Source organism: Methylophaga sp. OBS3 (assembly GCF_026319325.1).
Lineage (GTDB): Bacteria > Pseudomonadota > Gammaproteobacteria > Nitrosococcales > Methylophagaceae > Methylophaga.
On the sequence record NZ_JAPDMU010000001.1, the window covers coordinates 532,997 to 549,642 of the forward strand.

General features: G+C 42.5%; 16 protein-coding genes and 1 tRNA gene. 16 read left to right on the forward strand and 1 reads right to left on the reverse strand.

Annotation, left to right across the window (positions count from 1 at the left end; genetic code table 11):
* The first annotated feature begins 170 nt into the window (after nucleotides 1-170).
* The 12 genes from OMP94_RS02570 to OMP94_RS02625 all read left to right on the forward strand — a co-directional run bounded on the left by OMP94_RS02570 (nucleotide 171) and on the right by OMP94_RS02625 (nucleotide 13,442).
* Nucleotides 171-1,025 (forward strand): prepilin-type N-terminal cleavage/methylation domain-containing protein, encoded by an 855-nt coding sequence (locus OMP94_RS02570; RefSeq protein WP_266275665.1) that lies wholly within the window; start codon nucleotides 171-173, stop codon nucleotides 1,023-1,025.
* Between the two features lie 6 nt (nucleotides 1,026-1,031).
* A complete protein-coding gene (locus OMP94_RS02575; RefSeq protein WP_266275667.1) occupies nucleotides 1,032-2,051 on the forward strand; it encodes a prepilin-type N-terminal cleavage/methylation domain-containing protein in 1,020 nt (339 codons plus the stop codon).
* Nucleotides 2,048-3,814, forward strand: a complete 1,767-nt coding sequence (locus OMP94_RS02580; protein WP_266275669.1) for a hypothetical protein — start codon at nucleotides 2,048-2,050, stop codon at nucleotides 3,812-3,814. Before OMP94_RS02575 ends, OMP94_RS02580 begins: the two co-directional genes overlap by 4 nt.
* Nucleotides 3,811-4,482 (forward strand): hypothetical protein, encoded by a 672-nt coding sequence (locus OMP94_RS02585; RefSeq protein WP_266275671.1) that lies wholly within the window; start codon nucleotides 3,811-3,813, stop codon nucleotides 4,480-4,482. The genes OMP94_RS02580 and OMP94_RS02585 overlap by 4 nt, the downstream gene beginning before the upstream one ends.
* An 11-nt stretch (nucleotides 4,483-4,493) precedes the next feature.
* Nucleotides 4,494-6,137 carry a GspE/PulE family protein gene (locus OMP94_RS02590; RefSeq protein ID WP_266275675.1) on the forward strand — a complete coding sequence of 548 codons (1,644 nt, stop codon included), beginning with the start codon at nucleotides 4,494-4,496 and terminating at the stop codon, nucleotides 6,135-6,137.
* Between the two features lies 1 nt (nucleotide 6,138).
* A complete protein-coding gene (locus OMP94_RS02595) occupies nucleotides 6,139-7,356 on the forward strand; it encodes a type II secretion system F family protein (RefSeq protein ID WP_266275677.1) in 1,218 nt (405 codons plus the stop codon).
* Between the two features lie 3 nt (nucleotides 7,357-7,359).
* Nucleotides 7,360-7,791, forward strand: coding sequence for a hypothetical protein (locus OMP94_RS02600; RefSeq protein WP_266275679.1), 432 nt, complete (start codon nucleotides 7,360-7,362; stop codon nucleotides 7,789-7,791).
* Between the two features lie 8 nt (nucleotides 7,792-7,799).
* Nucleotides 7,800-9,989, forward strand: coding sequence for a DUF3438 family protein (locus OMP94_RS02605; RefSeq protein ID WP_266275681.1), 2,190 nt, complete (start codon nucleotides 7,800-7,802; stop codon nucleotides 9,987-9,989).
* 22 nt (nucleotides 9,990-10,011) lie between these two features.
* A complete protein-coding gene (locus OMP94_RS02610) occupies nucleotides 10,012-11,355 on the forward strand; it encodes an ATP-binding protein (RefSeq protein WP_266275683.1) in 1,344 nt (447 codons plus the stop codon).
* Entirely contained in the window at nucleotides 11,336-11,998 is a 663-nt protein-coding gene (locus tag OMP94_RS02615; RefSeq protein ID WP_266275685.1) for a response regulator, read from the forward strand. Before OMP94_RS02610 ends, OMP94_RS02615 begins: the two co-directional genes overlap by 20 nt.
* Before the next feature lie 222 nt (nucleotides 11,999-12,220).
* Complete coding sequence (gene lexA, locus OMP94_RS02620; RefSeq protein WP_266275687.1) at nucleotides 12,221-12,823, forward strand: transcriptional repressor LexA; 603 nt, start codon at nucleotides 12,221-12,223, stop codon at nucleotides 12,821-12,823.
* Between the two features lie 34 nt (nucleotides 12,824-12,857).
* A complete protein-coding gene (locus tag OMP94_RS02625) occupies nucleotides 12,858-13,442 on the forward strand; it encodes an NAD(P)H-dependent oxidoreductase (RefSeq protein WP_266275690.1) in 585 nt (194 codons plus the stop codon).
* 168 nt (nucleotides 13,443-13,610) lie between these two features.
* Here OMP94_RS02625 and OMP94_RS02630 read toward each other — a convergent pair.
* Nucleotides 13,611-13,700 (reverse strand) — tRNA-Ser (locus tag OMP94_RS02630).
* A 158-nt stretch (nucleotides 13,701-13,858) separates the two neighbouring features.
* Between OMP94_RS02630 and OMP94_RS02635 the strand changes: the two genes are divergently transcribed.
* The 4 genes from OMP94_RS02635 to OMP94_RS02650 all read left to right on the forward strand — a co-directional run bounded on the left by OMP94_RS02635 (nucleotide 13,859) and on the right by OMP94_RS02650 (nucleotide 16,638).
* Nucleotides 13,859-14,530, forward strand: coding sequence for a Bax inhibitor-1/YccA family protein (locus tag OMP94_RS02635; RefSeq protein WP_266275692.1), 672 nt, complete (start codon nucleotides 13,859-13,861; stop codon nucleotides 14,528-14,530).
* Nucleotides 14,531-14,599: 69 nt separating this feature from the next.
* Nucleotides 14,600-14,812, forward strand: coding sequence for a DUF2892 domain-containing protein (locus tag OMP94_RS02640; protein ID WP_266275694.1), 213 nt, complete (start codon nucleotides 14,600-14,602; stop codon nucleotides 14,810-14,812).
* A gap of 4 nt (nucleotides 14,813-14,816) precedes the next feature.
* A complete protein-coding gene (gene moaA, locus OMP94_RS02645) occupies nucleotides 14,817-15,827 on the forward strand; it encodes a GTP 3',8-cyclase MoaA (RefSeq protein WP_266275695.1) in 1,011 nt (336 codons plus the stop codon).
* The gene (locus OMP94_RS02650; RefSeq protein ID WP_266275697.1) at nucleotides 15,820-16,638 is read left to right on the forward strand and encodes a formate dehydrogenase accessory sulfurtransferase FdhD; all 819 of its coding nucleotides are present in this window, start codon (nucleotides 15,820-15,822) and stop codon (nucleotides 16,636-16,638) included. The genes moaA and OMP94_RS02650 overlap by 8 nt, the downstream gene beginning before the upstream one ends.
* Nucleotides 16,639-16,646: the final 8 nt, after the last annotated feature.

Below are 16,646 nucleotides of genomic sequence, written 5' to 3' on the forward strand. Positions count from 1 at the left end.
TTTGTAGATTTAAACTGAAAAATGAGGGGCGGGTTATGCCCGCCCTTTATTTCTTAAGAGCTTGTTGTGCTAAGTGCTCCCCATTTATCAGAACCAGTTTTTAACCATTGATCGCGACAAAACACAGGACGTGATTGGCAACATCAATATACGCAGACGGGAACAAGTAAATGCGGTTTTTATTGTTTATCCGGTATCGTGAAACGAATCATCTGGCTTGCCAACGTTCGTCGGGCTTTACCTTAATCGAGTTATTACTCGTCATCAGTTTATTAGCTGTATTGGCTATCGCGGCCATTAATGCTTTTGATGGTAATGAAGAACAAGCGCGTTACAACATCACTCGTCTAGAAATGGTGGAATTGCAAAAAGCGTTACTGCAATTTCGTCGTGATACAGGTGAGTTTCCTTGTAGAAGTTTCCGAACCGGTGTGTATTCACTTAATACGATTATTGATCCGGATGATGGCCCCGCTAAATATTATCTCGCTTACCAAGATCAGCCTAATTTGCCTGAAAACCCTGATACGGTTAATGGCAGCGACTGGGAAAAATGGTGCCAGGAAGCATTTAGGAATTCTGCTGGCCGTGATATCGCCAGTAATGCGCTTTATATGCTGAATGATTTCCCCTATTTTGCTGCTGACTTCCCAAACTTGTTATGGAATCGTGATACACAAAAAGGCTGGAATGGCTCCTATATAAGTCTGGAAGGCTTAACTGATGGCTGGGGGAACCCTTACTTATTGCTCGATCCTGAACTTGATTACAGTCAACACTTTGCTTGCCTAAATAATAGTGGCGCCTATGCGGTCATTGACGATGATTTATATGATTGCCAATCACTTACCAATGAATCTGTTCCTGCCAATTACAATCTACCCGCTAATGTTGTACGCATTGTCAGTACCGGTCCTAATGGTGATCCAGACAGTCTACGTGGTGACTATTCAGATCTTGCTAATGATGATCTTTGTGCGCCAGCCGAGGGCAGCGATGATTTAGTGCTGTGTTTATTGCGGTGATTAGTGATGCCTGAAACACGCCCAAGCCACTCAAAAAAATGCTTGATGCAGCAAGGTTTTACCTTATTGGAACTTGTACTGGTTTTGTTTCTCATCGGGTTATTGGCCTCAGCTGGGCTTTTATTTACTGAAAATTTAGAAAGTCAGGCGAAATACGAAGAAACGCAAAAACGTATTGAATTAATTCGGCGCGCCATCGTTGGAGATCTGACCCGAACTGTGAACGGTGGTCCCGAACTCAGTGGCTTTGTGGCCGATGTGGGGCGGTTGCCACTGTGTATTAAAGAGTTGATTGAACTAGGAGATCCTGATGATGATCCAGATCAGTTTAAGTCACCTTGTGCCTCGGATGATGCATTTAATTTAAGAGTTTGGCAGATAGATTCAGATACAGGTGTTGGTGCTGGCTGGCGTGGGCCCTATATTTCATTAAATGCAGACAAAGATGGTGTGAAACGTTTCCGTGATGGTTATGGTAATGGCGAAGATGCGGATATTAATTTTGGCTGGAACTGGCAATTAGCCACTGGCATAAGTGAAGTTGACACCATCGGCCTGACGCCGCCGTTAAGTGCTGTTCAAGCGACAAATATCCATTTGAAAAGCGATGGCTTTGATATTGATGCAGGTAATGATGAAGTGCCTATTGATGGCAGTGATTTTCTTACAGGGAACGATTGGTTATATCCAAGTGGTGAAACCAATCAGTCAGAAATTGATTTGAGATTCGCCATTACGGAAGCGTTGTCAGCTGAAATTACTGTAAAAACTTTCCTTGAAAGAACTCTGGTTAACCCCGCCTTTTTAGCGGAGTCCTTATCTAATTCACCGGATACTGATATTACATTTCCAGTTTCGAGCGTTGGTGTTGGTATACCCAGGAAAGTTATTTTTGATAGAAATTTACCAATGGGCCGTTATTTATTTCGATTAGATTGCCCTGTTTCATGTGTACCTGACAGCTATGTAATTACCATCTTACCCCGTCAAACCATCGCTCCGCTTGAGTTTCGGATAATCCCATGAATATCATCGAATTAGTCAAAACGCGTTTATCTGCGATTAGAAATAAACAACTTATGGTTTGTGAGTGGGACACACATCGTATATCTGGGACTGTCTTTAATCGTAAAGGAAAAACCATTGGGGTTGTTGCTAGTGCAGAGTCAGACCTGATTGATCCAAGTGATGCATTTGCCGATGTCGTTCACAACTTAAGACAAAATGGTTGGGAAGGGCGACAAGTTGTTGTGTTGACACCGTCAGCAATGAGCACGGTTGTTGAACTACCTGTTAGTCCTAAAAAACCAAAACCTATTCCACAAATGCATGAGCTTGTTCGGTGGGAGGTTGAGCCATTATTAATGCAACACCAGTCTCAGTGGACGTTAGGCCAATTAATGGAAGCCAGAGGTTTACTGACATCTGAACAAGTAAGTGAAATACAAAACGCACAAAAAAAAGCAGCCCAAGCAATTGGTGGTGTGAGACCTGATCGTAATTCTTTGAAACGGTTTGGCGATTTGGCTTTTGATATGGGCTATGTAACTCAAGAGCAAGTCCAATCATTATTTGTACTACAGGAATGGTTGCGTGGCGAAGAAGATGTTGTCCAGTGTGGCTGGTCTGCACAAGGCGAAGTCGATGATGCGCCGGGTGTTTGGAATTGGTTGGTAACAGCGACTTATGCCTCATCAATTCAACGTTGGGAGTCCTTATTAGCATCCCATCATTTATCACTTATCGGTCTGATGCCTTTGACGGGCAATAGTGTTGGCCTGATGAGAAATAATGATAAAGCTAGCTTATTAATTGATGTAACGGCGCCAATTACAAGCGTTACTAAAATTAATAAGCAACACAAAGTTGAGTCAGTTAGGTACTTCATTAACCGAAGTGCTTCGATGCTAGAAGCTTGTCTTGAGGTTTATCACGCTGAAAACACGCATCAGCATCCAGCTATTAATCTAGCTGCATCTGCAAGTCAATCAAGTGAGCTTGCAACAACATTCTCAGCCGCGATTGGTCATGATGTGAATTTAGTGCCAGATCAGAATATTGAGCAAATTTCTCCCGGTGCATTAGCTGCTGCACATCATGTTTTTAAATTAAAACACGGTGGACGAGTTTCTCTCATTCGTCCAAATGGTCCACTCCCACCTACATGGCACCGTCAAGAAGTGCAATTTGCCAGTGTTTTGGCAGGATTTTTATTAATCGTGTTCGTGGCCGAAACAGTCATGTTCATCGACCATCGGCAGGTTTCTATACAAAAAGCGGAGATAGATGCTCGGGCGAAAGTTCTCGATGAAGCAATTGCACGTATAAAAGCACAACGTGCGGCTATTGATGTACGAAAAGCAAAGTTAGCTGCAACGCAAGAAAGTCAGACACGTATGGAAGCACGCTTACGCTTTTTTGGTGAGCAATTACCCGATAGGAGATTGATTGTTCAGGCTATTTTGGGCGTTTTGCAAAATACGGTTAATGAACAAATTATCGTTAATCGTATTGATGAAATGGGGCGTCGAGTTGGCATTCAACCTGCAGCGCCACAGCCAAACAGACCGGGGATGGTTGAGCTTGATAATTTTAATGTTGATGCTTGGGCTGTCACGGAAAGTGCTGCTCAAGAGTTTGTACAAAACATGAAGTTAGCCGTAGCGCAGTGGAGTATGGATGTTCGCGATATTCAGGTCATGGAAAAAATTGGCCCGATGAATATGGCTGGGTTTTCAGTTTCTATGAGCCTTATCCATGTTTCCGCTAAACCTAAGGAAGCGCTATGACTATCAAACAGCTGAATCAGCGTGAAAAAATCTTGGCCATTGTGATTCTAATTGTCTTGTTAATCGGTGGTTATGTGTCTTTACGATTTGAGCCAAGGCTCACCGAAATAGAAAAACTTAATAATCAAAAAGATGCCACGCTGACACGAATTTCTAAACTCGAAATTCCTGAGGAGCCCAGAGAAAGTATCGCCGAAATTAATGCCGAACTAGATGACTTGGAAAAGGCATTAATCGCTATCAAAGAAAATGCTAAACAAATTGAAGAGCAGTTGGCGCCAATTGATTCACAAGAGTTGAGGGTTCGTATATCTGAGTTAGCGCGTGACAGTGGTATTCGTATTCGTGTCAATCAAGTCTTTAAAGCTGAACCAATCAGTATTGTTGAGAAAAATGGCCGACCGAAAGAGCCCGTAACTAAGCAAGAACTTATTCCGCCTTATGAATTTAGTTGGATTAACAAATTAGCACCTAATTCAATGTTTCATCGCCCAATGCAACGCCTCGAAATTGATGCTGATTATCCGTCTTTAAGACGCTTTATCCATGGACTAGATAACCTCCCATATCAGGTTACGGTCGTTCGGATGAATATTGAAAAGCTTGAGGTGGCGCCATTACGGGGCATGTCACAACTTCTTAAATCTGAACTTGTGCTGGCGCTTTGAGTTAATTCGCTATGGCAGTAACTGACGAACAACTCATCAAAGCTGGTTTGGATACCGGTCTATTAGAACAAAGCACAATTGATGCTTTACGTGCTGTTTCACGCCGTCAGCGACAACCAATACTGGCTAGCGTGTTGGCAAAATACCGTATTCCATTATCTGCTTTATATAGAGCTGTAGCTGAACAGGCTGGATTGGTGTTTATGGATGTCACTCAGGGGCAAGTTAATGTACCTCTGAGTAAAAAAATGCCGGCCAGTTTGATTAATCGTAAACAACAACTTGTTCTGACACAGGCAAATGAAGATTACTTAGTTATCACTGATCCATTCGACCGCGCAGGGCTAGATGCTGCTGAGCGACTCATTGGTCAACATGTAAAAGTGGTAATGAGTGATCCGGAATCATTACGGCTGCTTATCAAAAAATACTTGTCAAATACGGCAGTAGCTCAAGTGACAGATGCCAACAGTCCTGATACAGACTTGATTAGCCTCTTGGACAATATTTTTCGAGATGCCTATTTAAATCGCAGCTCTGATATTCATATGCAAACAGAAGAGGATGGATTAAGAGTACGTTTACGCGTTGATGGTCGTTTGGTGGATTACCCTATTGAAGCAGATCAATCTGCAGCCGCCGGTTTAATTTCACGCGTTAAGGTACTGGCAGGATTAGATATTGCTGAACAGCGTATGCCACAGGATGGTGGCTTTTCGTATTATCTAGCACCACCTGTGGACTTGGAATTCAATATACGTGTGGCGACAGCGCCAACTCGATTAGGTGAGCGGATCACCATGCGATTGCTAGGTCAGGAAAGCGTGGCGTTAACACTCACAGATCTCGGTTTTCTGGATAGTGATTTGCAGGAGTTTCGTAAGGCAATTCACCAGCCTTACGGGATGATTTTGCTTACGGGGCCAACGGGAAGTGGTAAATCGACAACCTTATTTGCTGCATTACAAGAAATTAATGCCCCCGACATTAATATCATGACGGTTGAAAACCCCATTGAGTATGTCATTGATGGTGTTTCACAAATCCAAACCGGCCCCAAAATTACTTTTGCTGATGCATTGAGATCATTGCTTCGACACGATCCTGACGTGTTGATGGTTGGTGAGATCCGTGATACCGAAACTGCTGATGTTGCTGTAAAAGCGGCAATGACTGGCCATATGGTTTTTTCAACATTACACACCAATAATGCGATTAGTGCTGTCACACGTTTGGTCGATATTGGTTGTGAACCGTTCTTGATTGGTTCAACCATGACCGCTGTTATTGGCCAACGTTTAGTGCGTCGTTTGTGTCAGAACTGTGCAAAGCCTCGTCAAGCGACTAAACACGAGTTAGCGTTATTAGGACAAGCCGATGATGTTGAAGTGTTTGATGCAATCGGCTGTGCGGTTTGTCAGGGTAAAGGTTTTAGCGGTCGCCTAGGTTTATTTGAAACCTTATGGTTTGACGAAAAGTTAGCGCGGCTAGTTGCTAAAGGTGCTGATGAAGAAACATTAGAGAATCAAGCAGGTAATAAGCTTAAGTTTATGTGGCAAGACGGGTGCGAGAAAGTCTTGCGAGGACTAACAACCCTGGAAGAAGTACAAAACGTTGCCCCCGTAAAATCCTTAGCAGTGATAGAGGCCAACTAAGATGCCTTTATTTGCCTATCAAGTGTTAACTGCAACTGGGGATGAGCGCTCGGGTCAATTACAAGCCGATAACGTTAATCAAGTTGCTCAAAAACTTCGGGATCAAGGGCTTCGTGTACTAAATATCGCTGAACGTCGACAACGCGGATTTCTTGGAGAAGAGAGCTTTGCTGATTGGTACGCGACACAACGCTCCGTATCTAATGACGCCTTAATATTCTTTTATCGACAAATGGCTTTTATGTTACGTGCGGGTTTGCCATTAGCCGAATGCTTGGATCTATCCAAAAACCAAATTGAAAACCCACGACTAAATTACGTTGTGCGAAAAATGCATCGTGATATTCAAGCTGGTAAATCACTCTCAGATGCACTCAGAAAGCACGAAGATATCTTTACCAATATTGCGATTAACCTCGTCGTCGCTGGTGAAAATACCGGTGAGTTAGATGCCATCATGGAGCGTTTGGCTGTCCACCTTGAGAAAAAATCCCAGCTTCGCAAACAGATGATAAATGCCATGATTTATCCAGTCATTGTTGTGTTGGCTGCGATCGGCGTTGCTACTTTTATGGTGGTGGCTATCATTCCGAAATTTGCGGATTTCCTTCAAGGGCAAGGAAAACCTTTGCCCGAGTCTACGCAGACATTAATCGATACTGCTGCATTTTTGCGTGAAAACGGCTTAGTCATTATTGGCATCGCTATAGCCACAATTATTCTCATGCTGATTAGTAATCGGACATACAAGGGACGTCGCGTTTTTGATCGACTTCTGCTTGAAGTACCGGTATTTGGCAGGATGAACATCTTTGGTTCAATGGCGCAATTTACCTGGGCGATGTCTATTTTGTTGCGAAGTGGTATCACGATTTTCGATGCTTTGAAGATCACCTCAGAGTTGATTGTGAATAAAACCTATGCAGACAAAATGCTTAAAGCTTCCGAGAGTGTTTTCGCAGGTAAAGATCTGTCGGGGAGTGTCGCCCACCCCAAAATGCCACCACTTGTTATTCAAATGATTGCCATTGGCGAGCGAACAGGTTCTTTAGACCAAATTCTCCAAGAAATGGGTATTTACTACCAAAGCTTATTGGAGATCGCCATTAAAAGGCTTACCGCGATGATTGAACCCGTGATGATTTTGGTCATTGGCGGCATGGTCGGCTTTGTTTACTACGCCTTTTTTCAGGCCCTATTTGCATTGGCTGGAGGATAAGCCGTGTTTGCCAAAAAGTACTTAATTTTGATGATGATCATCATCACCTTTCCCACGTTTGCTTATGACCCAATGGGGCTAGGTGAGTCTTCTCAAGTTTCAATTCGAGATCCATTTACCCCTAGCGCGTTGATGTATGAGCAGGCTGGGACATTATCAAACATTGGCAGTGATGCATTTGGCTTTATGCCTGGGGATGTTCCAGATACAAAAGTCCCAACAATGCGACTAAAAGGCTTAATTAAAGAAAAAGACACTGGTGAACAAATCGCTTTGCTTGAGGTGACTGGGCGAGGGGTATACATGGTGAGGGAGGGCGATGAAATCAACATCGACCCAAGTAAACCAGCGAGCGCTATTCGTATCTCAGATATAACGCGCTTAAGCGTCACCATTGAGACCGGCACCTTAGGTCGGATCCGCGTTTTAAGATAGTGATAAAAATGAATTTAAATAAAAAACTAATCAGTGCATTGATTATTGCCGGACTAAGCGCAAGCTCTCCTCAGCTTTATGCGGAACCATCAAATGCTTTTGCTGAAAACAGTGCTGTAAATATAGAAAGCACGGATGTTTGGATTTCGGAAGTAGAGTTTAATGATGCGAGTATGTATGACGTCATTCGCACGCTCTCTGAAATGAGTAATAGCAACATCATTGCAACACCTGCTGCGGCAAATCGAAAAGTAACCATACACCTAAAGAATGTAACGATTTTAAATGCCGTTAAATCAATAAGCCGAATCAGCGATCTTTGGTATCGCTATGATGAAGACACCAATACGTATCGATTATTAACGCGTGAAGAATATAGTCAGGATCTCATTGTTAGAGAAAGCGAAAATATAGAGATATTTCGTTTACTGAATGCAAATGTCTTAGTAATTGCCCAAGCAATTGAGGATTTATTTGGTCAACGGGTGCGTTTGTCATATGGCTTACCGCCAGCTTCAAATGCATCTAATGGCAGTGGTTCTTCTGGCGGTATTGGCTCACGAGGTGGAAATGTCAGAAGTGGTAATTCTTCGGTAAGAAATAGTCGTTCGTTTAATAGCGGCGGATTCGGTAATAGCCGGGGAAGTAGTCGCGGTGGTATTGGCAATACACTGGAACAGTCGGGTTCAACAATTGATTCTGCAGACCTAACGGTAGATCAAATTGAGCAAATAGCGCAGTCCTTGGAAATGAGCGGTGAAAGAAATGTCACTCAATCAGCACTCCAGCAAGCGACGATTCAATCTCAGCCTATCTTTGTCACCGTCAATAACGAACACAATATGATTATCGTTCGTTCTGATGATAAATCGGTCTTAACGGGTATCCAAAAATTAATTGATCGGATGGATATTCCCGTCCCTCAAGTGATGTTAGAAATGCGAATTTTAAATGTAATTCTAGGAGAAGACTTTAACTCAATTTTTAACTTTGAAATTGAACGTAAAGATGATGGTGAATTCATTAACTCAAATATTTTGGGTAATAACTCAATTAGTAATGCTGGCACGTTTGTTTATGAGATTCTCAACGGTCGTTTACGCGCCAATATTGAGTTTTTAGAGGAAAACAACCGAATTCGGGTCTTATCTAACCCAATGGTGGTTGCATCAAATCATCGTCCTGCCGAGTTATTTATTGGTGAAGAAACCTTGTTAACACAAGGATTTAGTTTCTTTCCTGCTTTGACTGGACCTAATGGCAACATTATTCAACCAGCATACGTGCAAGCTGATGTTTCAAGGGAAGATATTGGTATTACTCTCAGAATTACACCGAGAATAAATGGTGATGGCACAGTTGAGCTGGATATTGAGCAAGAAAACTCATTGGTAAACCCCGGTGGTGGCACAATTCCTGTTGGTGATGGTGATGGAAATGTTCGTAATTTACCTGTCGATACAGTGGATACCGCAAGGCTAACTGGAACGGTTATGGCCATGGACGAATTAACTGTGGCAGTTGGTGGTTTGATTCGTACAAGTAAAAATCGTAGTGAACGTAAAGTGCCGCTGTTGGCAGAAATTCCATTATTGGGACGTGTTTTCACATCAAGTATTGAGTCCGAACAAGATACCGAGACTGTTTTATTGATTACCCCAAGAATTATGAATGTGCCCACTGATAGTGAAAATATTCGTACCAGTGAAAATCGCTTCTATCGTAATTTCAACCGCGATTTTCCCGAACCGTTACCATTTGATAATCGTTTTATCTATAAAGATACAGCTGCAGAGCAAAGTGACTACATTCCTGATGCGCAGCAATCAGCAGTATTTCAAGATATGACTAACTATGCCGCGCAAATCGTTAGAACGCCAGATATTCAGCGTCCTGATAGCCATCAATATAAGGTGTTAGATGTCATCCCTATTGCTGCCGGGTTATTTAACAACCCAGCAATCAAAACGGTGCCAATGAATAGCTGGCAAAAAGGCAATTTATATGTGACGGCGGTACAATTGTTCAACCGTTCTGACCGCCCGCAAGATATTGATGCATCACAAGTCAATGGTGGTTGGTTAGCCGCGACAATTGAGAATAGTCGTTTAGATGCCAATGGTGAGGTGAAATCCGTCTCAATGATGTATTTGGTATCGCAACAACCATTTGAAGACATGTTGCCCTTGTTACATTAATGCTTAAAAGGCGGATGATTCTGTGAGTTTAAGAGGCTTAATTAATGTCAGGATTTTGATCATTGTTTTTTTGATCCTGATGGCCGGTGGTTTGTTAACAATCTGGCAGGCCAGGCAAGCTGTTGAAAGGGAAGTTAACTCATCTTTTAACTTGGCTTTGCAAATGATTGACTTAGGCTTTAGTCATTTGTCTCGAACGCCACTTTCTGAATATGAGTGGTTACAGCAAATTAGTGCCATCCAACAAACTCGCCATATTCATATTTCAATTATTAATGATGATGGGGAAGAAGTGGAGTGGTTCGTCAATGATGTGCCATTTGACGATGAGATCCCACCGCAATGGTTTATTAATATCGTTAGTACCGATTACCCGGAAGCTCGTTATCAAATCAAACTAGCAGACGGCAGAACTAAAGAAGTCGTGGTGAGAGCTGAACCTATTGATGAAATCGCGGAAGCGTGGGGTGAGTCTCAAGCGTATTTCTGGTCGGTTGTGGCGATGATGGGGGTCATTTTTCTCGCTATTAACGTTGTCTTTAACTCGATGTTAAGAACCGTGCACAGCATCGTTGTCGGTTTACGACGTGTGGAGTCTGGTCAATATGGTAAAAAACTACCTAATTTTTCCATTCGTGAATTTGATGTTATTGCCAATGAAATTAATAACTTAACGGATGCGCTTAAATCTGCTCGAGATAGTAATCAAGCGTTGGCTCGTCACACAATGCAAATACAGGAAACTGAGCGGCGAACATTATCTCGCGAGTTACATGATGAGATGGGGCAGTCACTTACCGCCATTAAAGCGATGGCTGTGACGAATAAAAGTGAAAATGCCGACAATAAACAAATTTCAGATTCAATTATCGAAATTTGTACGCACTTATCAGGTGTTGTTCGTTCAATGATGCGAACATTACACCCATTGAGTCTTGCCGATCTCGGCCTTGGTGCAACATTGACTGATCTGGTTAATGAATGGCGTCGTCGTTATCCGGAGCTTCAGATCGAGTTGCAATATGACGAGCGTTTAGATGATGTCTCACATGAGCTGGCAATTCATGTTTATCGAATTGTTCAAGAATCTATTACCAACGTTATTCGACATGCTAATGCCAGTAAGGCTTCGATCAAGGTGATGAAAGAGGGCGGTACAACATCACCGCGCGTCGTGATTCGAATTAAAGATAATGGCCAAGGCGGTGAGACTAATGTTGGCGGATTTGGCGTTTTAGCGATGCGTGAACGTGTTGAAAATATGGGGGGGCGGTTTCGTTTTGAATCGGCTCCGGATCAGGGCGTAAGTGTCCAGGCATGGATGCCAATCATAGAGAACAAAGTGAATGAATCAGAACCAGAATAAAATTGATGTACTTTTAGTTGATGACCATGCTGTCGTGCGAGCAGGGTTTCGTATGCTGCTGTCATCACAACCTTTTATCGGCAACATTGTTGATGTAGATCGCGGTGAACTTGTTTGTCACGAATATGAGCGCAGCCATCCTGATGTGGTCGTAATGGATCTCTCTATGCCAGGAATAGGTGGTTTAGAGACCATTCGTCGCCTTAAAAGACAAGATCCACAAGCAATCATTTTGGTTTACAGCATCCATGATGAGTCTGTATATGTGGAACGTGCAATTCAAGCCGGTGCAAAAGGTTATGTGACCAAAAATAGCGCTGCTGAAGTTTTGGCTGAAGCGGTATCAACAGTTATGCAGGGACGTCGTTACATTGATCCAGAAATTTTGCCGAGCCTTGATGATTTCAAGCAACCGGCCGATACACTGCATTACGGCCAAGTGATTGAGTCTTTATCACCACGAGAATTTGATGTCTTTTGTCGTACTGCACGTGGTATGACTGCTCACGAAGTCGCCGCAGAATTACACCTTGGTTACAAGACGGTAGCCAATTACAACACCACCATTAAGAATAAATTGAATGTAAATACCACAGCAGATCTTGCCAATATTGCTGTGGTGCTAGGCATTATCAAACCCTAAAACCTATCTATATACATTAAGTTTAAAATATATCCATATGTAAAATAAGTATTTATATGTGAACTTATTAGCCAAAAAAGCCAGCAATAAATGCTGGCTTTTTTGTATTAAGCTCCTCACTAAACACATAAAAATAAAGCTTGATTCGCTGCAGTTTATTCTATAAATTTTCTAATTATCTAAGTTTGTTCTAAATAACAAGTTGTGATTGGAGAAACCACTATGATTACCCAGCGTGGCAGAGACACACTGAAATTTATAGAAAATTACATGCGTGAAAATGGCTATGCACCAACGATGGAAGAAATAGCAGAAGGACTTGGTATCAAATCTGTTGGTAGTGCACATCACTATGTAGATCAATTACTCAAGGCTGGTGAATTAGAACGTATGGACAAACGTAGTCGAGGACTACGACTTAAAAACATCACTGATGATGAAGAGCGAACGATTTTGCCAGTGATGGGAAAAATAGCCGCTGGTCGTTTAATCGAGGCAGTACCTGATGAGTCTGAAATTGATGTTGGGGCGATGTTTGCCGGCAGTGGACGATATGTACTCAAAATCTCTGGTGAGTCGATGATAGGTAAAGGAATCATGCCCGGTGATTACGTTGTTATCGATGGTAAGAAACAAGCCAAAGATGGTGATGTTATTGTGGCATTAGTTGATGGGTATGATGCGACACTCAAAACCATGCTTTTAAATAATGATGGCACGATGACATTAATGCCGGCCAACCCTGATTTTGAACCTGTAACGCTAGCGGGTGAGCGGGTGAGTATTCAAGGTGTTGTTGTCGGACAAATGCGTACATATCCATAAGATTTATCTATTAAAATTTGTTAGAGGAAGTTTCATGTCGAAGATATTGATTATTAATGCTCATCATTATTATCCATTCTCAGAAGGACGGTTGAATGAGACCTTGGTCAATAAAGCTGAGCAAATACTGTCAGCAAACGGACATGAAATTAGAACTGTCAAAACAGAGCATGACTATGACATCAGTGAGCAGGTAGAGAATCATCAATGGGCGGATGTCATATTGCTGCAATCACCGGTTAATTGGATGGGTGTACCGTGGTCATGTAAAAAGTATATGGATGATGTATACAGTGCTGGGCTTGAGGGACAGCTTTGTAATGGTGATGGTCGTACTTCAGAAGCGCCTAAGGCCAATTACGGTGGTGGTGGTACGCTAGTTGATAGCAAATATATGCTGTCTCTGACATTCAATGCGCCTGAAGAAGCGTTTAATAATACGTCGGAATACCTTTTCCAAGGCAAAAGTGTCGATGACCTATTTTTTCCTGTACATATGAACTTCAGGTTTTTTGGTATGCAGTCTTTACCGACATTTGTTTGCTTCGATGTGATGAAGAACCCACAAATCGAAAATGATTTAATGCGTTTTGAACAGCATCTAAATGAATTTATCTAAGATTTTGGCCCATATGCGAGTTTGGTTACGTTCTTGCAGAAACGAAGTTTCGTAAAACTTCTGGGCAGTCTCGCTGAACTGCTAAGGAGATAAGGAAGGCAAGATCAAAAAAGGGCGTATTCACTATGTCTTTGTTTAGACAAGAAAACACACCCTTTAAAGATTATTTGGCGGAGGGTCAGGGATTCGAACCCTGGATGGTCGTTAAACCATGCCGGTTTTCAAGACCGGTGCATTCAACCGCTCTGCCAACCCTCCAAGCTGCGAAATGATACAAGGATTGATTGCAGGTGACAACCGCTAAAGTGAAATTTATCAATGCTTCGCGAAGACTTGTTATTTAGAACTTATCCGGTAGGATACTGTCTGAATTATTTACAAAACGTCAACCCTCGAAAAGGAATGGAGACAAACTGATGAATTATGATTCGCAAACCACGGTTGTTCGCTCGCAGCAATCGGTTCTGCAAACCAATAAGCTGCTTCGTAACACCTATGCTTTATTAGCAATGACGCTTGGCTTTAGTGCCGCTGTAGCTGGTGTATCAATGGCGCTTAATCTGCCGCATCCAGGCATCATCATTACTTTATTAGGTTATTTTGGTCTGTTGTTTTTAACCGCTAAGCTTCGTAATAGCGTTTGGGGATTGGCGGCAGTATTTGGTTTAACAGGCTTTATGGGTCTTACTTTAGGTCCAATCATTAGCGCATATATGAGTTTGCCGAATGGTGATCAAATCGTCATGCAAGCATTAGGCGGCACCGGCATCATCTTCTTAGCGCTGTCAGCCTATGCGATTAAGTCTGAAAAAGACTTTAGCTTTATGGGCGGCTTCCTGATGGTTGGTATTCTGGTTGCGTTTTTGGCTGGCCTAGCGGCAATCTTCTTTGAAATGCCAGGTCTGTCATTGGCTGTATCTGCGATGTTTGTTTTATTGATGTCAGGTTTGATTCTGTATGAAACCAGCAACATCATTCATGGTGGTGAAACCAACTACATCATGGCGACAGTAACGCTTTATGTCAGTATCTATAACTTGTTCACTAGCTTGTTACACCTTTTAGGTGCTTTCTCTAGTAGTGATTAATCTGACTAATAACGATTAGTTACTTATGAGCCCCGCTAGTCGGGGCTCGTTTGTATTTGGGAAATCATCATGCAGAAAAATCTTGGTAAGTGGGATAGTCGAATAAGAATTGTTGTTGGTAGCGTTATAATAGCCCTAAGCGTGTATCATCAAAGCTTATGGGGTTTATTAGGCATAGCTTTGTTATTGAATGGTTTGACCCAGCGCTGTGGTGGTTATGCTTTATTAGGGATTTCTACCGCAAAAAAATGTCCAATTCGAGAGAATCCAAAAGATACTTGAGTTAATGAGCGAGCAATTACCAACACAATTAGTGGATCGATTCGGCCGGAGGGTGACATATGTTCGTATGTCTATCACTGACCGTTGTGATTTTCGTTGTGTTTACTGCATGGATGAAGAAATGCAGTTTATGCCGCGCGAACAGTTATTAACGTTGGAAGAGATTGTTCGATTACTCAAAGCTTTTTGTGAATTAGGTGTCGAGAAAATCAGAATTACCGGTGGTGAGCCACTAGTGCGCCGAAATGTTGATTGGTTAATAAATCAAATTGGTGCGCTTAAATCTTCTACATCACTTAAAGAACTGAATCTCACGACTAATGGTTCACAGCTTCCCAAATATGCCGAATCTCTAGCCAAGTCTGGCATGGACCGCATTAATATTAGTCTCGATTCATTAAACCCTGAACGCTTTAAAGCGTTGACTCGGACAGGAGATCTTGCAGATGTGCTAGCAGGTATCGAATCTGCTAAAAAAGCGGGTTTTAAACGTATCAAACTGAATGCGGTCATTATGAAAGGGCGTAATGATGACGAGATCTGTGATCTTGCTCAGTTTGCCATAGATAATGACTTAGATATTTCATTCATTGAAGAAATGCCGCTGGGCGAGGTAATTCATCAGCGCAGTGAAAGCTTTTGTAGCAGTGATGAGGTTTTAGCAGCGTTACAAGCGCGTTTTAATTTACAACCGAGCATAGAATCAACCGGCGGACCATCTCGGTATTATCAACTACCTGACAAACGCAGCAAAATTGGTTTTATCTCACCGCATAGCCACAACTTCTGTAGTAGCTGTAATCGTGTTCGTGTCACTACTGAAGGCCGGTTATTGCTATGTTTAGGGCAAGAGCACTCAGTTGATTTGCGACAAGTGATGCGTGCGCATCCTGAGGATGATTTGCGTCTTAAACAAGCTATTATCAAAAGTATGGATATTAAACCTGAAGGCCATGAATTTGATATCAAGGCGCAGCCTATTATTTTCCGTCACATGAGTGTCACGGGTGGCTGATAGCAAACTTCTCCGTCCCACTCTAAGTCAGGCTGGCATTCATCAATTACATCAAACCACGGTGTTAGATGAATCGGGCGAATCTCGGGAAGTATCGGTTACTGGCGAACGACCGTTAACAATTTATCTGGATAAACGTGAAATAGTTACTTTGATGACGCTTGGCGCCGCGCCAGAATGGCTGACATTAGGTTATCTGCGTAACCAGGGGTTAGTCGATAACATCGAAGATATAGAAAGTGTCCAAGTCGACTGGGATGTTGAAGCTGTTGCGGTGACAACCCGGCGTGCCAAAGATAACCTTGATGATTTGATGTCCAAACGCACAGTCACCAGTGGTTGCGGGCAAGGCACCATGTTTGGCCATGTGATGACGTCGCTTTCGAAATTAAAATTGGACTGTCCGAGCTTTACTGCTGATCGTATTTATCAAGTTCTGGAAAACCTTAGAGAACACAATGAGGTCTACAAGCAGGCTGGTGCTGTTCATGGCTGTGCACTCTGCAGTGATCAACAAATAGACATTTTTATTGAGGATGTTGGCCGCCACAATGCCGTGGATGCCATATCTGGCTGGATGTGGTTAAACAATGTCAAAGGTGCCGACAAAGTTTTTTATACCACCGGCCGACTCACATCGGAAATGGTGATTAAAGTCGCCCAAATGCAGGTTCCACTTTTGTTATCACGTAGTGGTGTAACAGAAATGGGGCTTCAAATCGCTGAGCAAATTGGTATTGGCATGGTAGCCAGAGCGAAAGGAAGACACTTTTTAGTATATACAGGGAAAGCCAAATTTAAGCCCGAATAGGAGACTAT